This is a genomic window from Trinickia sp. (genome assembly GCF_051954495.1).
Taxonomy (GTDB): Bacteria; Pseudomonadota; Gammaproteobacteria; order Burkholderiales; family Burkholderiaceae; genus Trinickia.
In genome coordinates this window covers 40,247-60,056 of the sequence record NZ_JBQCHR010000048.1, presented here as the reverse complement: position 1 = coordinate 60,056, position 19,810 = coordinate 40,247, and the positions used below count along the sequence as shown (strand labels likewise).

The window sequence follows — 19,810 nt, the reverse complement described above, 5'->3', positions numbered from 1 at the left end:
AATACTGTGTGAGACTTGATACTTTCGCTTGGACCAAATCCGAAGATCCAGTCCTGCGTTCGCTATCAAGCGCCCACACTTATCGGCTGTAAATTTTTAAAGATCGCGTCGCTCAACCGTCGACAGCACCAGAACAACTTCCCTTCTAGCACCGCCCGTCTTGCGTTGCTGCGTCAGCAGCAGAGAAATGAGATTATGCAGAACCTTTTGCATCGCGTCAACAGTTTTTTTAGCACTTCGCTTAAAACTTGTTGCCGCCGGCGCCGTTTCGTCGCCGCCTCTCAAACGAGGAAGCGAATAGTAGGTCAAACCTGGCCCATGTGACAAGGGCATGACGCATCTTTTTTTTCGTTGCCTTTTTTCGTCCTACCGATGCGACGCCGAAACCGTGTCGAGCGGCACCGCGGCGGCCATCGCCGCATACCCATCGTCGCTCGGGTGAATGTGGTCGCCGCTGTCGAACCGCCTCTGCAAACGATCGGGATGCGCCCCGTCTCTGAGCGCGCCATCGAAATCCACCACGCTATCGAACGCGTGACTCGTGCGGATCCAATCGTTGACGGCCTTGCGTACGGCTTCGCGCGCGGGCGGGAGCGACGCGGGGGTCAGCGTCGCACCGACGATCCGGACGCCGCTTCGATGCGCGCGTTCGATGAGACGCCGGTAGCCGTCGATCAAATCGCGCGCCGTCACGGCAGTATGCGGAAAGTCACAGTCGAGCCCCGCGCGCGGCGGCATCGACGCGAAATTGATGTCGTTGATGCCAACGAGCACGATTACCGTGCCCACGCCCGGCTGGCCAAGCGCGTCACGCTCGAACCGCCGCTCGAGCGCCTCGCCGTAGCACGGCGAATCGCTCAGCAGCCGGTTGCCGCTGATTCCCAGATTGAGAACGGCGGCCGGCGCCGTCCCGCGTTCGGCGAGCCGGCGCGCGAGCGCGTCGGGCCAGCGGTGGTTTCGATTCAAGCTCGAGCGCAAGCCGTCGGTGATTGAATCCCCGATCGCCACGACCGCACCTGCAGCCGGAGCCCGCACTTCGAGCGCACTAACCCAGGCCGACTCCGTAAATTTGCGGGCAAACGCGCTCGGCGATGTCTCGGCTGCGTGATCGCCCGGCGTCGAAACGTAGTTGATCTGATTGGCGACGCGATGCCATGCGGTCATCGTCTGATTGGGCCCTGCCACGAGGCTGATCGCGTAAGGCTCGCCGGCCGTCACGGCCGCGCGAATCGGGTCGCTGTCGATTTCGGCGCCAGGCTTGAGCGTCACCGCCGCCTTGCCGCCGAAGGTCACGCCGACCGAGGTGCCGGCTCGCGTGGCAGCGCCGCCGGCCGATTGCGCCAGGGCGACATAGCTGAGCGTGAGCGGGCCGCGTCCGTATGCATTGCTGACCCGGATGCGCACGCCGCTGCCCGACACGGTCGGATAGACGATCTGACGAACCGTGCGCCCCGCGACGTCCGGGGTGCGGTACAGCGGCGGCGGATCGGCAAGATCGGGGATCGACTGCATGGCGCTCGCCCAAGCCGCCACCCAAGAACCCTGACTTTGAACCGGCGCCGCCGCGCGCGCCGACGGGTGAATGCATGCGAACGCCAACAGTGCCGGCAGCGCGGCGCGCAGTGAGCGTGAAATCGAAGCGTGCGAAATCAATACGAAACGGGGAAACATCTGACAAAGACATCAAGGACTGGCGGAGCGCCGATTGTGCCTCACGAATGCCCGCGGCGATAAGTAGAACATTCGACCGGCGTACGTCGGCCCGCCGGACGGTCCAGGCAGGCACGAGCCCCTCTATTGCGGGTGAGTTCGACCGCAATCGCCGAAGGTGAGGCCCGTGTTTTCCCGAACTTCGCTTTCGTCGGTTTTAATCATCGGGCATTAGGTGCCGATAACACAGTCTCCAGTGTCGGAGATCAACGTGAAAGCGCCCAACCGCCCGCTCGCCAGCCTTTTGGTCGTCGTCGCCCTCTCGGGGTGCGCGCAATTGCAAGCCATGCGTTCCGGCGGCCAAGCGCCACAGGCGTCCGCCACCCAGGCGCAGATCAAGATCGTCGATCTTGTAATACCCCCCGACGCGCTCGGCGCGCGCGATCCGCACCTGAGCACCGTGCTCGCGAAGGTAGGCGCGTTGGCGGCCAAACAGCCCCAGCCGACGACAGTCGTCATCGCCGCGCTGGCGCAGGACTTCCCTTACCTCAACCAGTCGGTCAAGCGCGGCATTACGGCCTCGCGCGCCGGAGCGGTTCAGATTGAGAACATCGCCGTCGGAAGCTGCCAGCCCTATAGCGTGCAAGTCAAGCCAACCGAATAGCGTCCGGAGACGACAATGATTTCCCGCTCTGCCTTTCTGCTCCCTGGTGCGCTCGTTCTAGCGCTCTTGCCGGCCGCTCACGCCGAAACGACCGCGCTCGGCGGTGCATCGCCTCTGTCGGTGAAGCCGTCGGCCGAAGCAGCGGGGCCGAACCAGCTGTTCCCGCCGTTGCCGTCGCTGGCCTCGCTCCCGCCGTCCGCCGCCGAGCAGTTGGAGGAGACCACGACAACGGTCGCGCCCGCGGGCCGCCGGCATGGCAAGAAAGCCCACAGGCCAACGCCGCACAAGGTGGTGGAAACGAGGGTGCGGATGGTGGTGAGCGACGCTTCTCAAGCCTACCTGGCCGACGTCGAACACAAACTAGACGACGCCTTGCGGGCTGCGCCCCGCGATTCGCGTGCAAGCGCCGGCGCGGTGTCGGTCGCCCAGGCGCGGTGACACCGCTCGAAATCCCCGCCTTTTGGAGCTATGCCCATGACGTCATCGCGCCCCTTCGGTTCCTTCGCGCGCCGCTTCGCCCTGCTCGCCGGAGCATGCCTGCTCTGCGGCGCCGGAGCCACGCGCGCAAGCGAGGATTGCTTCGCCCAGGCGGGCGCCTATCAGGGCGTGAACCCGCTAGTCTTGCGCGCGATCGCTTGGTACGAATCGAAGGGTGACCCGAACGCAATCCATCGAAACGCCGACGGCAGCATCGACGTCGGACAGGCACAGATCAATTCGGTGCACTTTTCGGAGTTGCGGCGCTACGGTGTGCCGCCCGGCGCACTGAAGGACGCCTGCGTGAATACCTACGTGGCCGCCTGGATGCTCAAACAGAAGATGATCCGCTACGGCAATACGTGGCACGCAATCGGCGCCTACCACTCGGAGACACCTTCGCTTCGCGACCAATACGCGCGCAGCATCCACCGGGTGCTCGTATCCTGGGGCATGGCGAACTAGCGGTTGCGTCAAATCTCGCCTTAGCCGCGCGGCTGGGCGATGATCTCGTAGCCCGGTTCAGCGTGCTCGTGCGCGGCGCGCTCGGCTTCCTCGTAAGAGAGGAAATGCTCGGCCTCCTCGAATGAGGGCGTCAAGCCAATGTCGCCGTCCTCTCCTGGGCAGAGGTATTGGTCGCCGGTCTTCACGTAATAAACGGTGGTCATGATCGGATGGCTCGGGTGACCGAACCCACTGGACGATTAGGGTAAAAGGCGACATCTCCAGTCTAGCAGCCAGCGACACAACTGCTGGCCGGACTTCCAACGCACCTTCAGCGAACGTCGCTCGCAATTTTCGCGCACGGCGCGGCGCCTTACCAATCTTGCCGCGGTATGTTTGTCGCCCCTCGCCCTGAACATCCGGCCCCGTTAAATTTATTATTAACCGACCGGTCGGTTGGTTTATACTCCGACCAACGTACAACTCAGGACGAGACCGTTCCCCAGGTATACGCAATCCCTCGACATTCCGGGCAACGTCGCGGCGCTCGATGCGGGCGCCAGCACACCCGAGCAGGCGCGCTTCGACACGGTCGTCGCCGCCGACGGCAAGATCGAGCCTCAAGACTGGATGCCCGACGCCTACCGCAAGACGTTGGTGCGGCAGATCTCGCAGCACGCGCATTCGGAAATCGTCGGCATGCTGCCCGAGGGCAACTGGATTTCGCGAGCACCGAGCCTCAAGCGCAAAGCAATCTTGCTCGCGAAGGTGCAGGACGAAGGCGGCCATGGGCTGTATCTGTACAGCGCGTGCGAAACGCTGGGCGTCTCGCGCGACGATCTCGTCGATGCCTTGCACAGCGGGCGCGCCAAGTATTCGAGCATCTTCAACTACCCGACGCCCACCTGGGCGGATGTGGGCGTGATCGGCTGGCTCGTCGACGGCGCCGCGATCATGAACCAGATTCCGCTGTGCCGCTGCACGTACGGCCCCTACGCCCGCGCGATGATCCGCGTGTGCAAGGAGGAATCGTTCCATCAACGTCAAGGCTTCGATGCGTTGCTTGCGATGATGAAGGGCACGAGCGCGCAGCGCGAACTCGTGCAGCAAGCCGTCGACCGCTGGTGGTGGCCCGTGCTGATGATGTTCGGCCCGAGCGACAAGGATTCCGTTCACAGCAATCAATCGGCGAAGTGGGGCATCAAGCGAATCTCCAACGACGATCTGCGGCAGAAATTCGTCGATGCGACCGTCGAGCAGGCGAAGGTGCTCGGTGTCACGCTGCCCGACCCCGACCTGAAATGGAACGAGACGCGCGGTCATTACGACTACGGCGTGATCGACTGGGAAGAATTCTGGCGCGTCGTGAACGGCGACGGCCCTTGCAACAAAGAGCGCCTCGCCACACGCGTCAAGGCTCACGAAGACGGCGCCTGGGTACGCGAGGCCGCCCTCGCCCACGCGGAAAAAGTGCGTCGCCGCATGCAGCAGGAAGCCGCCTGATATGTCGCCTCTCGCGCGTTTCGCCAAGTTTGATTAAGCATTCAGGAGTGAGTCAATGAACAAGGAATGGCCGATCTGGGAAGTGTTCGTGCGCAGCAAGCAAGGCCTCGATCACAAGCACTGCGGCAGCTTGCACGCCGCCGATGCGTCGATGGCGCTTCGCATGGCGCGCGACGTCTATACGCGGCGCCAGGAAGGCGTGAGCATTTGGGTGGTGCCCGCCAGCGCGATTACCGCGTCCGATCCGAACGAGAAGGCAGACCTTTTCGAACCGGCCGGCGACAAGATCTATCGGCATCCGACGTTCTACACGTTGCCCGACGCAGTCAACCACATGTGACGCGCAAGCGCGTAAAAGAGTCATGACGATCACGAACGAACATCTCTCCTACGTGCTGCGTCTCGCGGACAATGCGTTGATCCTGGGTCAGCGCAATGCGCAATGGTGCGGTCACGGCCCGGTGCTCGAAGAGGACATCGCGCTCGCGAACATGAGCCTCGACCTCATCGGTCAAGCGCGCCTGCTCTACTCGCACGCGGCCACGCTCGAACAAACGCTGACCGGCGCGAAGAAGACCGAAGACGACTACGCGTACTGGCGCAGCGAGCGCGAGTTCGCCAACTACACGCTCGTCGAGCTACCGCACCATGGGCCGCTCAGCGCAACGGCCGCCACCGATCGCGACTATGCGGTGACCATCGTGCGCAACTACCTCTACACGGCGCTGATGGCGCACGTCTGGACGGCGCTGGAGGCCTCGAAGGATGCACAGCTCGCGGCCATCGCATCGAAGTCGATCAAGGAAACGCGCTATCAGCTGCAGCACGCGCGCGAATGGCTGATTCGCTTCGGCGACGGTACCGAAGAGTCCCATCGGCGCGCGCAAGCGGCCCTCGACCATTTGATGCCGTATATGCGCGAGTGCTTCACCTCCGATGCGATCGAAGACGCCGTGGCAGCCACGGGCGTCGGCGTGCGCGCCGCCGATTTCGAGGCGGCCTGGCAACGCGACGTGCAGGCCGCGCTCGAAGAGGCCACGCTCACACCGCCCGCGCCCGTCCAGCACGTGACGACGGGCAAACGCGGCGAGCACTCCGAGCACATGGGCTTCTTGCTTGCGGAAATGCAAAGCCTCGCGCGCCAACATCCGGGCGCGACGTGGTGACTCCCCTTTGATCGCCAGCGCCGGCGCCTTGGCTTCAGTTCTTCGACATGCGACCTACAGCTAACTTTTCCGCGCATACCGCCCCGTCCGCGGCAGCCGCCCATGGCGATGAGTTGGAACGGGCTTGGGCAGTGCTCGAATCGGTGCCCGATCCGGAAATTCCGGTCGTGTCCATCCGCGAGCTCGGTATCTTGCGCGGCGTCGAGCGGGCCGAGGACGGCGCCCTCGAAGTCGTGATCACGCCCACGTACTCGGGGTGCCCGGCCATGGCGCATATCGCCGAGGACGTCGGCCACGCGCTCGAGGGCGCGGGTCTGACGCCCTACCGGATCAAGACGGTGCTGGCGCCGGCGTGGACGACCGACTGGATCACCGACGAAGCCCGAGAAAAGCTGCGCGTGTACGGCATCGCGCCGCCCGGCGGGCGCTGCGCGAGCGACGCCGGCAAAGAGCAGGCAATTCGCTTCGTGCCGCGCGCCGTCGCCGCCCCCGCCTGCCCGCGCTGCGGCTCGGCGCATACGGAGCGCCTGGCGCAGTTCGGCTCCACGGCATGCAAGGCGCTTTATCGCTGCCTCGACTGCCGCGAACCCTTCGATTACTTCAAACCCTACTGAACATGGCGACTCCGCAATTCCATTCGCTGCGCATCCGCGAGGTGCGGCCCGAAACCGCCGACGCGGTCACCGTCTCCTTCGAAGTGCCGCCCGAACTGCGCGACCAGTATCGCTTCACGCAAGGGCAATTCGTCACGCTCAAGGCGCATGTCGACGGCGAGGAGACGCGGCGATCCTATTCGATCTGTGTGGGCGTCACCGATTACGATCGCGACGGCGAACTGCGGATCGGCATCAAGCGCGTGCGCGGCGGCCGCTTTTCGAACTTCGCGTTCGATACGCTGCAGGCGGGCCACTCGATCGACGTCATGACGCCGGACGGCCGGTTCTTCACGCATCTGAACGCCGAACAGGGCAAGCAGTATGTCGCGTTCGCGGGCGGCTCGGGCATCACGCCCGTGCTCGCGATCGTCAAGACCACGCTCGACATGGAGCCGCGCAGCACGTTCGTGCTGATCTACGGCAACCGCAGTGTCGACGCGATCATGTTCGCCGAGGAACTCGAGGATCTGAAGAATCGCTACATGAGCCGCTTCGTCCTCTACAACGTGTTGTCGGACGATATGCAGGACGTCGATTTGTTCAACGGCGTGCTGGATCAAGCGAAGTGCGCCGCGTTTCTCGACGCGCTCGTCCCCGCCGCATCGATCGACGAGGCGTTCATATGCGGCCCCGCGCCGATGATGGACGCCGCCGAGGCGGCGCTCAAGGCCGCGGGCGTGGACGAATCGAAGGTGCACGTCGAGCGCTTCGGCTCGCCGCTGCCGCAAGCGGGCGCGGCCGTCGTCGAGATCACCGACGAGACCCCGGCGGCCGAACTCGAGATCGTCATCGACGGCAATCGCCGCAAGTTGCGCTTGCCGTACGAAGGCGCGAGCCTGCTCGACGTGGGCCTGCATGCCGGATTGGCGCTGCCGTATGCGTGCAAGGGCGGCGTTTGCTGCACGTGCCGGGCCAAGGTGCTCGAGGGCGAGGTGAAGATGGACAAGAACTACACGCTCGAAGAGCAAGAGATCCGCGACGGCTTCGTGCTCACGTGCCAGTGCCATCCTGTGAGCGAGCGCGTCGTCGTGAGCTACGACGAGCGATGATCGAAGGACGCGCCGCGCGTTTCGCTTACACTAGCGCCGCGGCGGCCTGAAACGACATGTGCCGCGGCGGCCTGCGGGCCGTGCGCGGCGTCAAAAGAAGCAAAGCGTAGCAAAGAGAAGCGACGACCCTCACGACTCGAAAGCCACCCTCGCCTTGCACCTGCGCCGGCCCGAAACCAAGACGACACCATGGCCCGCACCCGAGCACCCGATCACGAAACCCAACGCGAGCAGATTCTCGAGCTCGCCGCTGCCGCGTTCGCGCAAACGAGCTACCCGAGCACGTCGATGGCGGAACTCGCCGCGGCGAGCGGTACCTCGAAAGCGCGCCTGTATCACTACTACGAGAGCAAGGAAGCGATCCTGTTCGATCTGCTCGACCGCTACACGAAGCGGCTCATGCTGATCATCGCCGAGGTCGAAGGATCGAGCCAGCGACGCGGCCTGGGTGAGCGCGAAACCTTCGCCGAGCTCGTGCGCGCGTTTCTCGCCGAATACGAAACGTCGCACAGCCGACACGTGGCGCTGCTCAACGACGTGAAGTACTTGGTCGAAACCCAGCGCGAAGTGATCCTCGACCGCCAGCGCGATATCGTCGCGGCGTTCGCCCGTCAGCTTGCGCGCGCCTACCCCGAGCGCGTGACCCGGGACAATCAGACCGCCCTCACGATGATGGTGTTCGGCATGATCAACTGGACGTTCACCTGGCTCAAGCCTGGCGGCCGCCTGGGCTATCGAGCGTTCGCCGATCAGGTCATCGATGTCCTCGAGCGGGGGCTGTTGACCGGACCGTGACAGCGGAGATTGCCGCGCCGCAACAGAACAAATGATCATCTCTGATCGGTCAAAATGACATGGGGCAGCAAAACAACAGATTGTTTTTACCGTAAAATCAGCGAGTTAGCTCAATTCCCGAGCGAAATAGAAGTCGTTCTCAGTCACGGATCCGGGTTTTCCCTAGTTCTGCCCATGCATGTCGGGTAGAATTCGCATTGCGTCGCAGCATGAGCGCGCATGACGAAAAGGAGAACTCACGATGAATCCGCACCCTACTACTCGCACCGTCGCGTCGATCGAGCAGCACGACCGCCGTTCGCAGGCGGCCCATCGTGAATCGGTGCTCGTCCGCGAACTGACGGCGGGCGACCTCGACTCGCTGCTCGCGCACTTTCTCGCGCTTGGCGAGGACGACCGTCTTTTGCGCTTCGGCCAAGCCGCGCCCGACCATGTGGTCGAAAACTACGTCCGTTCGATCGATTTCACGCGCGACAAAGTGTTCGGCGTCTATAACGATCGGCTCGAACTCGTCGGCGTCGGCCACCTCGCCTATCTGCCGGCCGAGGGCGAACAGCGCACGGCCGAATTGGGCGTGTCGGTGCTCGAAAGCTCGCGCGGCATCGGCGTCGGCTCCAAGCTTTTTGCGCGCGCCGCCATCCACGGCCGCAACACGCGCGTGACGACGCTTTACATGTACTGCCTCTCGCGCAACACGACGATGATGCACATCGCGAAGAAAGCCGGCATGAAGATCGAGTACGCATACGGCAGCGCCGACGCGTACCTGACGCTTCCGCCCGCCGATCAAGCAAGCATCATCAGCGAAATGCTGCAAGAGCAAGCCGCCGTGTTCGACTATGCGATCAAGCGCCAGGCGCGCAATACCGCGCGCTTCATCGAGGCGATCATGCCTGCCGAAGCGGTCGCGTAACGCTTTTCCCTCTTTCCCTAGCGTGTCGTGCCCCCCCTGTGCGACGCGCTCGACGAGGCGGCTTCGGTCGCCTCGTTGTCTTTTGTACGCATCGCCGGCGCCCATCCGCTTGCCAGACGATCAGCGCGATCAGAGCACTCAGAGAATCGGCAAGGCCGTCGTTTCCTTGAAAGATTCGAGCGCGAAGCTCGTCTTGACGTCGATGACCGACTGATGGTGGAGCAACTGATCCTGCACGAAGCGTGAAAAGTGCACCATGTCTTTCACCTGGACGCGCAGCAGGTAATCCATCTCCCCGGTCATCGCGTGGCAGGCCACGACCTCGGGCCACGATTGCACCGCCGCGCGAAAGAGTTCGGCGTGCGTCGTACCGGCGTGGCCTGTCGCACCGCCCCGCTTCTCGAGCCGCACGTTCACGTAGGCGAGCAAACCAAGGCCCAGCTTTTGCGGATCGAGCAGCGCCACGTAGCCGCGGATGATGCCGGATTCCTCCAGCCGCCGAATGCGCCGCAGGCAGGGACTCGGCGAAAGGTTCACGCGCTCGGCGATGTCCTGGTTCGACGCGCGCCCGTTTTCCTGCAAAAACGCGAGGATGCGCCTATCGACGGCATCCAGCTCGATCTCGGCCATTTTCCCACTCCCTTTCGTTTCTTGTAGCCATAAAATTGCGCAATCGTAGTGGACGGCGCGCAAGTTCGCAAATTTTCGCCCGCACACCCGCTATACACTTGCGTCTATTGATGGCCTGCGGCGCCGGGTCGCAGAGACATAGATACGGAGACGAACATGCAGGTTCAAACCTGGGACAACCCCGTCGGCACCGACGGCTTCGAATTCATCGAATACACGGCGCCCGATCCAAAGGCGCTCGGCAAGCTGTTCGAGCAGATGGGCTTCACCGCCATCGCGCGCCATCGCCACAAGGACGTCACGCTTTACCGTCAGGGCGACATCAACTTCATCATCAACGCCGAGCCCGATTCGTTCGCGCAACGGTTTGCGCGGCTGCACGGCCCGTCGATCTGCGCCATCGCATTTCGCGTGCAGGACGCCGCGAAGGCTTACCGGCATGCGCTGGAACTCGGCGCCTGGGGCTTCGACAACAAGACAGGCCCGATGGAGCTGAATATCCCCGCCATCAAGGGTATCGGCGATTCGTTGATCTACTTCGTCGACCGTTGGCGCGGCAAGAACGGCGCGCAAGCGGGCAGCGTGGGGGACATCGACATCTACGACGTCGACTTCGAACCGATTGCCGGGGCCGATCCGCATCCCGTCGGCCATGGCCTCACTTACATCGACCATTTGACGCACAACGTCCATCGCGGGCGCATGCAGGAATGGGCAGCATTCTACGAACGGCTCTTCAATTTCCGCGAGATCCGCTATTTCGACATCGAAGGCAAGGTGACCGGCGTGAAGTCGAAAGCGATGACTTCACCGTGCGGCAAGATCCGCATTCCGATCAACGAAGAGGGTTCCGAGACGGCCGGTCAGATTCAGGAATACCTCGACGCCTATCGCGGCGAGGGCATTCAGCACATTGCGCTGGGCTCGTCGGATATCTATGGGACGGTCGATGGCTTGCGTGCGTCGGGCATCAAGCTGCTGGACACGATCGACACGTACTACGAGCTGGTGAGCCGCCGCATTCCGGGGCATAACGAGCCGCTCGACGAACTAAAAAAGCGCAAGATTCTGATCGACGGCGAGAAGGACGACTTGCTGCTGCAGATCTTCACCGAAAACCAGATCGGACCGATCTTCTTCGAGATCATCCAGCGCAAGGGCAATCAAGGGTTCGGGGAAGGCAACTTCAAGGCGCTGTTCGAATCGATCGAACTCGATCAGATTCGCCGCGGGGTCGTGCAAGACAAGGCCTGAGCCTTGCGGCGCGCGGCCGCTTTGGGCCGCGTAAGCGAGGTGAGCCGGTGGTATGCACGTTCGGCCTGGCATACCAGTGCCACAGGCCGGGCCGCCACGGCTCACCGTCGATTACATCAGGGCGAACGGCGCGGCGTCGGCGTCCTTGCCCGCTCCGGCGTGTTTGGTCGAAGCCGTTTCGACCGAAGCGGCATGCGCGTGGCTCGCCTGCGCGAACGGCGTGCGCGCCGCGCGGCCTTCACCCAGCGAGGCGGCCCATGCCTCCGCGGGACTCGCGCCGAGGCCGGCTTGCGCGATCGTGCGGGAAACCGCCGCCGCGACCACGCCGGCCTGTGCCTGGCGCACGGGCAAGCTCATCGCGAAAAATGCGGCCGAAACCATCAAGAAGGTTTGAACGTGTCGCTTTTCCATCTGTACTCCTTATGTTGGCGCGCCGTCAGCGCCTCTCGCGGCTAGGTGAGCCGGCGCGACGCCAAGACGCGTGCTCGCCAATGCATCGGCGAGTGGGGAAATTAGACCAGGTCGCCCTGGCGTGTTCCAGCCTAAAAACAACACGTTACGGCGGTTACAGACGGATACGAAGCGGGCAGCGCTCGTCTTGCGGGCCCTTTGCGAGATATCGAGCTTCCGTCAATCGCTTACCAGATAAGCGATGGCATTGTTTTTGATCGATGCGGCGGGTTTCCACCAGTGCTACCATCGCAAAAAATCCGCCAATATGGCGGCCCCGGACGGAGCATCCACAAGATGCGGACCGGCCGCTGAGACGTTTTGGTGATCCCAAACAGGGTTGAGGAGTCAACATAATGAATGCCCCGCTAGACGCTGGTCAGCGAGCCTCGCTCGAAGCCGCGTTGTCTTCCGTCACGCTCGACGACAAATACACCCTCGAACGTGGCCGAGCCTACATGAGCGGCATTCAGGCGCTCGTGCGCCTGCCGATGCTGCAACACGCACGCGACCAAGCCGCCGGGCTCAATACGGGCGGCTTCATCTCCGGCTATCGCGGCTCCCCCCTAGGCGGTCTCGACCTCGCCCTTTGGAAAGCCAAGAAGCACCTTGCCTCGAATCACGTCGTCTTCCAGCCTGGGATCAATGAAGATCTCGCGGCGACGGCCGTATGGGGCACGCAGCAAGTCAATCTCTACCCTGGCGCCAAGTACGACGGGGTGTTCTCGATGTGGTACGGCAAAGGCCCCGGCGTCGATCGCTCGGGCGACGTGCTCAAGCACGGCAATTCGGCCGGCTCGTCCAGGCACGGCGGCGTACTCGTGCTGGCCGGCGACGATCACGCCTGCAAATCCTCGACGCTTGCGCACCAGTCCGAACATATCTTCAAGGCGTGCGGTCTGCCCGTTCTATTTCCGTCGAACGTGCAGGAATATCTGGACTTCGGCCTGCACGGCTGGGCGATGAGCCGCTATTCGGGCCTATGGGTCGCGATGAAGTGCGTGACCGACGTGGTCGAATCGTCGGCATCGGTCGACATCGACCCGCATCGCACGCAGATCGTCCTGCCGTCCGACTTCATGATGCCCGAGGGCGGCCTGAACATTCGATGGCCGGATCCGCCCCTCGTTCAGGAAGCGCGTCTGCTCGACTACAAGTGGTACGCCGCGCTCGCTTACGTGCGGGCGAACAAGCTCGATCGCGTCGAGATCGATTCGCCGCACGCTCGCTTCGGCATCATCACGGGCGGCAAGGCCTACCTCGATGTGCGCCAAGCGCTCGTCGACCTGGGGCTCGACGACGAAACGTGCTCGCGCATCGGCATTCGGCTCTACAAGGTGGGCTGCGTTTGGCCGCTCGAAGCGCAAGGCGCTCAAGCGTTCGCGCGCGGACTCGACGAAATTCTGGTCGTCGAGGAAAAGCGGCAGATTCTCGAATACGCGATCAAGGAAGAACTGTACAACTGGCCCGACGGTCAGCGCCCTCGCGTGTTCGGCAAGTTCGACGAGAAGGACGGCGCAGGCGGCGAATGGTCGGTGCCGATGGGCAACTGGCTGCTGCCCGCGCATTACGAGCTCTCGCCCGCGCTGATCGCCAAGGCCATCGCGACGCGGCTCGAAAAGTTCGAATTGCCTTCGGACGTGCGCGAGCGCATCGCGGCGCGCATCGCCGTGATCGAGGCGAAGGAAAAGGCGTTGGCCAAGCCTCGCGTGACCGCCGAGCGCAAGCCTTGGTTCTGCTCGGGCTGCCCGCACAATACGTCGACGAACGTGCCCGAAGGCTCGCGTGCGATGGCCGGCATCGGCTGCCACTACATGACGGTCTGGATGGACCGCAATACCAGCACGTTCAGCCAGATGGGCGGCGAAGGCGTCGCCTGGACCGGCCAGGCGCCGTTCACCGAAGAGAAGCATGTATTCGCCAACCTCGGCGACGGCACCTACTTCCATTCGGGGTTGCTCGCTATTCGCGCGGCCATCGCGGCCAAGGCGAACATCACCTACAAGATTCTTTATAACGACGCCGTCGCGATGACGGGCGGCCAGCCCGTCGACGGCGTGCTGACGGTGCCGCAGATCACGCATCAGCTCACTGCCGAAGGCGCGAAGCAGATCGTGATCGTCACCGACGAGCCGCAGAAATACAGCGGCACGACGCTGCTGGCGCCGGGCGTGACGATCCGCCACCGCGACGAGCTCGACACCGTGCAGCGCGAACTGCGCGAAATCGCGGGGACGACGATTCTCATCTACGACCAGACCTGCGCCACCGAAAAACGCCGCCGCCGCAAGAAAGGCGAATTCCCCGACCCGGCGCGGCGCGTCGTCATCAACGAGGCCGTTTGCGAAGGCTGCGGCGACTGCTCGGTGCAGTCGAACTGCCTGTCGGTCGAGCCGCTCGACACCGAGTTCGGCACGAAACGCCAGATCAATCAGTCGAGCTGCAACAAGGATTTTTCGTGCTTGAAGGGCTTCTGCCCGAGCTTCGTCACGGTCGAAGGCGGCCAACTGCGCAAGCCGAAGGCGCTCGCCGCCAAGGCGAGCGACGATCTGCCTCCGATCCCGGAGCCGACGTTGCCCGAGATCGCGCGCCCGTACGGCGTGCTCGTCACGGGCGTGGGCGGCACGGGCGTGGTGACGATCGGCGCGCTGCTCGGCATGGCTGCGCACCTCGAGCAAAAGGGCGTGACGGTTCTCGACGTCACGGGGTTGGCTCAAAAGGGCGGCGCGGTGATGAGCCACGTGCAGATCGCTAACGCGCCGACCGACATTCACGCGACGCGGATCGCGATGGGCGAGGCGAACCTCGTGATCGGCTGCGATGCGATCGTGACCGCAGGCGACGAGTGCACGTCGCGCATGAAGTTCGGTCTAACGCGTGTCGTCGTCAACAGTTCGAAGACGCCGACGGCCGAGTTCATCAAGAATCCGAATTGGACGTTCCCGGGCACGAGCACCGAGCAAGATGTGCGCGCGGCGGCCGGGGAGCACGTCGATCTCGTCGACGCGAACCGCTTCGCCGTGGCGCTGCTCGGCGACGCGATCTACACGAACCCGTTCGTGCTCGGCTACGCTTGGCAGCGCGGTTGGCTGCCGCTCGAGTATCGATCGCTCGTGCGCGCGATCGAGCTGAACGCCGTGCAAGTCGAGAAGAATCTTGCCGCGTTCGAATGGGGCCGGCGCGCCGCGTTCGACCTCGCCAGCGTCGAGCGGGCAGCCAAACCCGCCGCCGGCTCGACCGATGCCGGCGCGTCCGTGATCTCGCTGCATACGAAGAAGTCGGTCGATGCGCTGATCGCCAAGCGGGTGGAGCAGCTGACGGCCTACCAAGACGCGGCCTATGCGAAGCGCTATGAAACGCTCGTCTCGCAAGTGCGGGCGGCAGAGCGCGGAGTCAATGAAGGCAATGCCGCCGGCGAGGCGCTCACCGAAGCCGTCGCGCGCAACCTGTACAAGCTCATGGCGTACAAGGACGAGTACGAAGTCGCGCGCCTGCAGACGGACCCGGCGTTCCTCGCGAAGCTGCAAGCGCAGTTCGAAGGCGACTGGAAACTAAACTTCCATCTCGCGCCGCCGCTGCTCGCGAAGAAGGATGCGAAGGGCCACCTCGTGAAGAAGCAATATGGCCCGTGGATGGGGTCGGCGTTCAAGCTGCTCGCGAAGATGAAATTCCTGCGCGGCTCGGCGTTCGACGTCTTCGGCAAGACCGAGGAGCGCCGCACGGAGCGCGCGTTGATCGGCGAGTACGAGGGTCTCGTGCGTGAACTCGTGTCCGGGTTGAAGACGGACAATCTGCCGCTCGCGATCGAACTCGCGAATCTGCCCGACGGCATCCGCGGCTTCGGTCACGTGAAGGAAAACAACCTGAAGGCGGTGCGCGTGAAGTGGAATGACCTGCTGGCGCGCTGGCGTGCGCCGGGCGGTGCGACCAGGCACGCGGCGTAAGAAGCCCCAGCGCGACTCGACCGACGCTTCGCGCGACGCCGAGCGAGCATCGATGAGAAAAAGGCGGCTGCCCCAGGACAGTCGCCTTTTTTATTCCGCCTGCGCAGTGGCGCCAGTCCAGTTGGCGGCGACGCATTCGATCGACTCGATGCGCACCGCCGAAGCCGAACCGCCGGGTACGAACGCGCTTACTCAACCCGCACGTTCGCGGCGGCCACGGCCGTCATGTTGATGATCCGTCGCACCGTCGCGGCCGGCGTGAGGATGTGCACGGGCTTGGCCGCGCCGAGCAAGAACGGCCCGACCGTCACGCCTTCGCCGCTCACCATCTTCAGCAGGTTGTACGCGATGTTCGCGGCTTCCACGTTCGGCATCAGCAGTAGATTCGCTTCGCCGGTCAACGTCGTGCCGGGGAACGACTGCTTGCGGATGAGCTCCGAGAGCGCTGCATCGCCGTGCATTTCACCGTCGACTTCCAGCTGCGGCGCGCGCTCGGCAATCATCTTGCGTGCGGCCGCCATGCGCTGCGACGACGCCGACGGCGCACTGCCGAAGTTCGAGTTCGACAGCAGGGCGATCTTCGGCACGATGCCGAAACGCTCGATTTCCCGTGCGGCCAGAATCGCCATGTCGGCCAACTGCTCGGCGCTCGGCACTTCGTTGACGTACGTATCGCAAATGAACAAATTGCGGCCCGGCAGCATCAGCAGATTCATCGCGGCGAAATGCTCGGCTTGCGGGGCGCGGCCGAGCACTTGCTCGATGTACTTCAGATGGCTGTGATACGTGTCGATCATGCCGCAGATCATGCCGTCGGCCTGGCCGAGGCGGATCAGGATCGCGCCGATCAGCGTATTGAACTTGCGCATCGCCGCTTTCGCGATCTCGGGCGTCACGCCGTCGCGCGCGCCGATGTCGTGATAAAGCTGCCAGCTTTGCGTGAAGCGCGGGTCGTCCTCGGGATTGACGATTTCGAAATCGACGCCCGTCTTCAACTTCGAGCCCATCTTCTGCAAGCGCATTTCGACGACGGCCGGCCGTCCGACGATGATCGGCTTGGCGATCTTCTCCATCAGCACGAATTGCGCGGCGCGCAGCACGCGTTCGTCCTCGCCCTCGGCGAAGACGATGCGCGCGGCGTTCTTCTTGGCCGTGGCGAACACCGGGCGCATGACCATGCCCGTGCGATAGACGGTGGCGCCGAGTTGCTCGCGGTAGGCGTCCATGTCTTGGATCGGGCGCGTCGCGACGCCCGAGTCCATCGCCGCCTGCGCGACGGCCGGTGCAATCTTGATGATGAGGCGCGGATCGAACGGCTTGGGAATCAGATATTCCGGGCCGAATTCGAGCGAATGGCCTTCATAGGCCTTCGCGACTTCGTCGCCCTGATCCGTTTCCTCGGCCAATTCAGCGATCGCGCGCACGCAGGCGAGCTTCATCTCTTCCGTGATCGTCGTCGCGCCGACATCGAGCGCGCCGCGGAAGATGAACGGGAAGCACAGAACGTTGTTGACCTGATTCGGATAGTCGGAGCGGCCCGTCGCGATGATGGCGTCGGGGCGCGCGGCCTTGGCGTCCTCGGGACGGATCTCGGGCTCGGGATTGGCCAGCGCGAGGATCAAGGGCCGATCGCCCATTTCCTTGACCATCTCGGGCTTGAGCACGCCGGCGCTCGAGCAGCCGAGGAACACGTCCGCCCCCTTGATGGCGTCGGCCAGCGTGCGGGCGTCGGTGACTGCCGCATAGCGGGCCTTGGACGGATCGAGATTGCCGCGGCCTTCGTAGATGACGCCCTTCGAATCGGCGACGAGCACGTTTTGCTTCGAGAGCCCGAGCTTCACGAGCAGGTCGAGACAGGCAATGGCGGCCGCGCCGGCGCCCGAGCATACGAGTTTGACCTTGCCCAGATCCTTGCCGACTACCTTCAGACCATTGAGGATCGCGGCGGAGGCAATGATGGCGGTGCCGTGCTGGTCGTCGTGGAAGACGGGAATCTTCATGCGCTCGCGCAGCTTCTGCTCGATGTAGAAGCACTCGGGCGCCTTGATATCTTCGAGGTTGATGCCGCCGAGCGTGGGCTCGAGCATGGCGATCGCTTCGACGAGCTTGTCGGGGTCCGATTCGGCCAATTCGATATCGAACACGTCGATGCCGGCGAACTTCTTGAACAAGCACCCCTTGCCTTCCATTACCGGCTTGGCCGCGAGCGGGCCGATGTTGCCGAGGCCGAGCACGGCGGTGCCGTTCGTCACGACGCCCACGAGATTGCCGCGCGAGGTGTACTTCTGCGCGTCGAGCGGATCGGCGTGGATGGCCTCGCAAGCGGCGGCGACGCCCGGGGAATACGCCAGCGAAAGGTCCAGCTGGTTCGACAGCGGCTTCGTGGGCGTGACCGAGATTTTGCCGGGCTTCGGATTCTGGTGGTAGGCGAGGGCGCTTTGTTTCAGTTGTTCGTCCATGATCAAACCTGGGAGTTCTAATTGAATTTGGGCCGGCACGCTCGCGCCGGCGCCGCGCCTGGCAAATCGGCTAGGTAGCGACTGCGGCGGTCGACTCGTGCGCCGTGTGGGCGCGGCGCGGTGTCTGTCGCGGGTAGCGCAGACGGCGCGGGAGCGTTTCGCGGGGCGCCTAGTGTACACCCCCTAATCTCGCTTTCCAGGGGGCGCGATCCGGAAGTCGGGTAAAATACCCGCCTACGCGCGCAGGAAACACGCCTGCGCCAACGGGCCATCCCGCCCGCCTCACGCTCATTTCCAAGGATTTGCCCATGACAGGCTTCGATCGCCAAACGATCTCCGATACCACCGCCAAGATTCTGCTCGAAGTGCAGGCCGTGCACTTCAACGCCGAGAAGCCGTTCATTTTCACGTCCGGCTGGGCAAGCCCGGTCTATATCGATTGCCGCAAGCTGATTTCCTATCCGCGCGTGCGCCGCGCCCTCATGGAAATGGCCGAAACGACGATCCTGCGCGATGTGGGCTATGAACAAATCGACGCCGTGGCCGGCGGCGAAACGGCCGGCATCCCGTTCGCGGCCTGGATCGCCGACCGCATGATGCTGCCGATGCAATACGTGCGCAAAAAGCCGAAGGGCTTCGGCCGCAACGCGCAGATCGAGGGCCATCTCGAGGAAGGCTCGCGCGTCTTGCTCGTCGAAGATCTGACGACCGACAGCCGCAGCAAGATCAACTTCATCAACGCCCTGCGCACCGCCGGGGCCAGCGTGAACCACTGCTTCGTGCTGTTCCACTACAACATCTTCAAGGAAAGCGTGTCGGTTCTGAAGGACATCGACGTCGAACTGCACGCGCTCGCAACCTGGTGGGACGTGCTGCGCGTGGCCAAGGCGTCGGGCTACTTCGACACGAAAACGCTCGACGAAGTCGAGAAGTTCCTGAACGCGCCGGCCGAATGGTCGGCCGCGCACGGCGGCGCGACGGCCACGCCGCAGTAACGCAGTCCGCCCGACGAGCATGCGCGGGCCCTCGGGTTTGCGCATGCTTCAGGCGCACTCGGCCGCCGCGTAACCCGCCTTTCCCTCGATGGCCGTCGACCGGAGATCGGCCCATGCGCAAGTCCCGCGAAGTCGTTGCATCGGTTTTCGCCCGGCCCGCACCGAAGCGAGCCGTGGCCGCCATCGCTTCGATTGTCATCGTCCGGCTCGCCTGCGGCGCGGCCCCGGCGGCCGCGCAGGGCATGTTCACCGTGACGAGCAGCGATCTGCGCGACGGCGCGAGGGTCGGCAACGCACAGGTCTACAACCAGGACGAATGCAAAGGTGGCAACGCGTCGCCGCAGTTGTCCTGGCGCAACGCCCCCGTCGGCACCAAGAGCTTCGCCGTCACGGTATTCGACCTCGACGCGCCGGGGCCCGGCTGGTGGCACTGGGCCGTGGCCGATATCCCCAACACCATCGAAAGCTTGCCGTCCAACGCGAGCGCGTCGGGCTATTTGAAGCGAATCGGCGCGATCGAGGCCCGCAACGATTACGACGACGTCGGCTACGGCGGCCCTTGCCCGCCGCCCGGCAAGCCGCACCGCTACGTCGTCACGGTGTTCGCGCTGAACACTGCCGACCTTCGGCTCGGACCGGCGCGCCATGCGCTGATGTTCGACCACGAAATCAACACCTCGGTGCTCGCCAAAGCCCATATCACCGTGACCTACGGGCGTTGAACGCGCGGCCGCGGCACGCGGCTTCACGCTGGCATCTCG

The 19,810-nt window shown here is 63.9% G+C and carries 20 protein-coding genes; 14 read left to right on the top strand and 6 right to left on the bottom strand.

Annotated features, from left to right (window positions below; translation table 11 throughout):
* Positions 1-96: 96 nt before the first annotated feature.
* On the bottom strand, positions 97-333 hold the full coding sequence (locus ACTHNR_RS07855) for a hypothetical protein (RefSeq protein ID WP_440547006.1): 237 nt from the start codon (positions 331-333) through the stop codon (positions 97-99).
* Between the two features lie 33 nt (positions 334-366).
* Entirely contained in the window at positions 367-1,671 is a 1,305-nt protein-coding gene (locus ACTHNR_RS07850) for an SGNH/GDSL hydrolase family protein (protein WP_440547005.1), read from the bottom strand.
* Positions 1,672-1,996: 325 nt separating this feature from the next.
* Between ACTHNR_RS07850 and ACTHNR_RS07845 the strand changes: the two genes are divergently transcribed.
* From ACTHNR_RS07845 to ACTHNR_RS07835, 3 genes are read left to right on the top strand one after another with little or no spacing between them, the layout of a single operon-like run.
* A complete protein-coding gene (locus ACTHNR_RS07845; protein WP_440547010.1) occupies positions 1,997-2,314 on the top strand; it encodes a hypothetical protein in 318 nt (105 codons plus the stop codon).
* Positions 2,315-2,329: 15 nt separating this feature from the next.
* Positions 2,330-2,752: a hypothetical protein gene (locus tag ACTHNR_RS07840; RefSeq protein ID WP_440547004.1), complete on the top strand. Its 423-nt coding sequence runs from the start codon at positions 2,330-2,332 to the stop codon at positions 2,750-2,752.
* 30 nt (positions 2,753-2,782) lie between these two features.
* On the top strand, positions 2,783-3,256 hold the full coding sequence (locus ACTHNR_RS07835) for a lytic transglycosylase domain-containing protein (protein ID WP_440547003.1): 474 nt from the start codon (positions 2,783-2,785) through the stop codon (positions 3,254-3,256).
* Between the two features lie 20 nt (positions 3,257-3,276).
* On the opposite strand, the gene ACTHNR_RS07830 is transcribed toward ACTHNR_RS07835, so the two are convergent.
* Positions 3,277-3,459 carry a hypothetical protein gene (locus ACTHNR_RS07830; protein ID WP_440547002.1) on the bottom strand — a complete coding sequence of 61 codons (183 nt, stop codon included), beginning with the start codon at positions 3,457-3,459 and terminating at the stop codon, positions 3,277-3,279.
* A gap of 232 nt (positions 3,460-3,691) precedes the next feature.
* Here ACTHNR_RS07830 and paaA point away from each other — a divergent pair, with 232 nt between their 5' ends.
* The 7 genes from paaA (at position 3,692) to ACTHNR_RS07795 (ending at position 9,317) form a co-directional block, all read left to right on the top strand.
* Positions 3,692-4,738 carry a 1,2-phenylacetyl-CoA epoxidase subunit PaaA gene (gene paaA / locus ACTHNR_RS07825; RefSeq protein ID WP_440547001.1) on the top strand — a complete coding sequence of 349 codons (1,047 nt, stop codon included), beginning with the start codon at positions 3,692-3,694 and terminating at the stop codon, positions 4,736-4,738.
* A 55-nt stretch (positions 4,739-4,793) separates the two neighbouring features.
* Positions 4,794-5,078 (top strand): 1,2-phenylacetyl-CoA epoxidase subunit PaaB, encoded by a 285-nt coding sequence (gene paaB / locus ACTHNR_RS07820; RefSeq protein WP_206950850.1) that lies wholly within the window; start codon positions 4,794-4,796, stop codon positions 5,076-5,078.
* Between the two features lie 22 nt (positions 5,079-5,100).
* Positions 5,101-5,904, top strand: a complete 804-nt coding sequence (gene paaC / locus ACTHNR_RS07815) for a 1,2-phenylacetyl-CoA epoxidase subunit PaaC (RefSeq protein ID WP_440547000.1) — start codon at positions 5,101-5,103, stop codon at positions 5,902-5,904.
* 47 nt (positions 5,905-5,951) lie between these two features.
* A complete protein-coding gene (gene paaD, locus ACTHNR_RS07810; protein WP_440546999.1) occupies positions 5,952-6,518 on the top strand; it encodes a 1,2-phenylacetyl-CoA epoxidase subunit PaaD in 567 nt (188 codons plus the stop codon).
* Positions 6,519-6,520: 2 nt separating this feature from the next.
* Positions 6,521-7,609 carry a 1,2-phenylacetyl-CoA epoxidase subunit PaaE gene (paaE, locus tag ACTHNR_RS07805; RefSeq protein ID WP_440546998.1) on the top strand — a complete coding sequence of 363 codons (1,089 nt, stop codon included), beginning with the start codon at positions 6,521-6,523 and terminating at the stop codon, positions 7,607-7,609.
* Positions 7,610-7,798: 189 nt separating this feature from the next.
* Positions 7,799-8,404 carry a TetR/AcrR family transcriptional regulator gene (locus tag ACTHNR_RS07800; protein WP_440546997.1) on the top strand — a complete coding sequence of 202 codons (606 nt, stop codon included), beginning with the start codon at positions 7,799-7,801 and terminating at the stop codon, positions 8,402-8,404.
* A 241-nt stretch (positions 8,405-8,645) separates the two neighbouring features.
* On the top strand, positions 8,646-9,317 hold the full coding sequence (locus tag ACTHNR_RS07795; RefSeq protein WP_440546996.1) for a GNAT family N-acetyltransferase: 672 nt from the start codon (positions 8,646-8,648) through the stop codon (positions 9,315-9,317).
* Positions 9,318-9,455: 138 nt separating this feature from the next.
* On the opposite strand, the gene ACTHNR_RS07790 is transcribed toward ACTHNR_RS07795, so the two are convergent.
* A complete protein-coding gene (locus ACTHNR_RS07790; protein WP_440546995.1) occupies positions 9,456-9,947 on the bottom strand; it encodes an Lrp/AsnC family transcriptional regulator in 492 nt (163 codons plus the stop codon).
* Between the two features lie 156 nt (positions 9,948-10,103).
* Between ACTHNR_RS07790 and hppD the strand changes: the two genes are divergently transcribed.
* Entirely contained in the window at positions 10,104-11,201 is a 1,098-nt protein-coding gene (gene hppD, locus ACTHNR_RS07785; RefSeq protein WP_440546994.1) for a 4-hydroxyphenylpyruvate dioxygenase, read from the top strand.
* Positions 11,202-11,312: 111 nt separating this feature from the next.
* On the opposite strand, the gene ACTHNR_RS07780 is transcribed toward hppD, so the two are convergent.
* Positions 11,313-11,612, bottom strand: a complete 300-nt coding sequence (locus ACTHNR_RS07780; RefSeq protein ID WP_440546993.1) for a hypothetical protein — start codon at positions 11,610-11,612, stop codon at positions 11,313-11,315.
* A 395-nt stretch (positions 11,613-12,007) separates the two neighbouring features.
* On the opposite strand from ACTHNR_RS07780, the gene ACTHNR_RS07775 reads away from it, so the two are divergent.
* Positions 12,008-15,595, top strand: coding sequence for an indolepyruvate ferredoxin oxidoreductase family protein (locus ACTHNR_RS07775; protein ID WP_440546992.1), 3,588 nt, complete (start codon positions 12,008-12,010; stop codon positions 15,593-15,595).
* Between the two features lie 188 nt (positions 15,596-15,783).
* Here ACTHNR_RS07775 and ACTHNR_RS07770 read toward each other — a convergent pair whose 3' ends face one another.
* Positions 15,784-18,054, bottom strand: coding sequence for an NADP-dependent malic enzyme (locus tag ACTHNR_RS07770; RefSeq protein ID WP_440546991.1), 2,271 nt, complete (start codon positions 18,052-18,054; stop codon positions 15,784-15,786).
* Between the two features lie 308 nt (positions 18,055-18,362).
* On the opposite strand from ACTHNR_RS07770, the gene ACTHNR_RS07765 reads away from it, so the two are divergent.
* Both ACTHNR_RS07765 and ACTHNR_RS07760 read left to right on the top strand, forming a co-directional pair.
* Positions 18,363-19,049 (top strand): orotate phosphoribosyltransferase, encoded by a 687-nt coding sequence (locus ACTHNR_RS07765; protein ID WP_440546990.1) that lies wholly within the window; start codon positions 18,363-18,365, stop codon positions 19,047-19,049.
* Between the two features lie 113 nt (positions 19,050-19,162).
* A complete protein-coding gene (locus ACTHNR_RS07760) occupies positions 19,163-19,771 on the top strand; it encodes a YbhB/YbcL family Raf kinase inhibitor-like protein (protein WP_440546989.1) in 609 nt (202 codons plus the stop codon).
* Positions 19,772-19,810 lie beyond the last annotated feature (39 nt).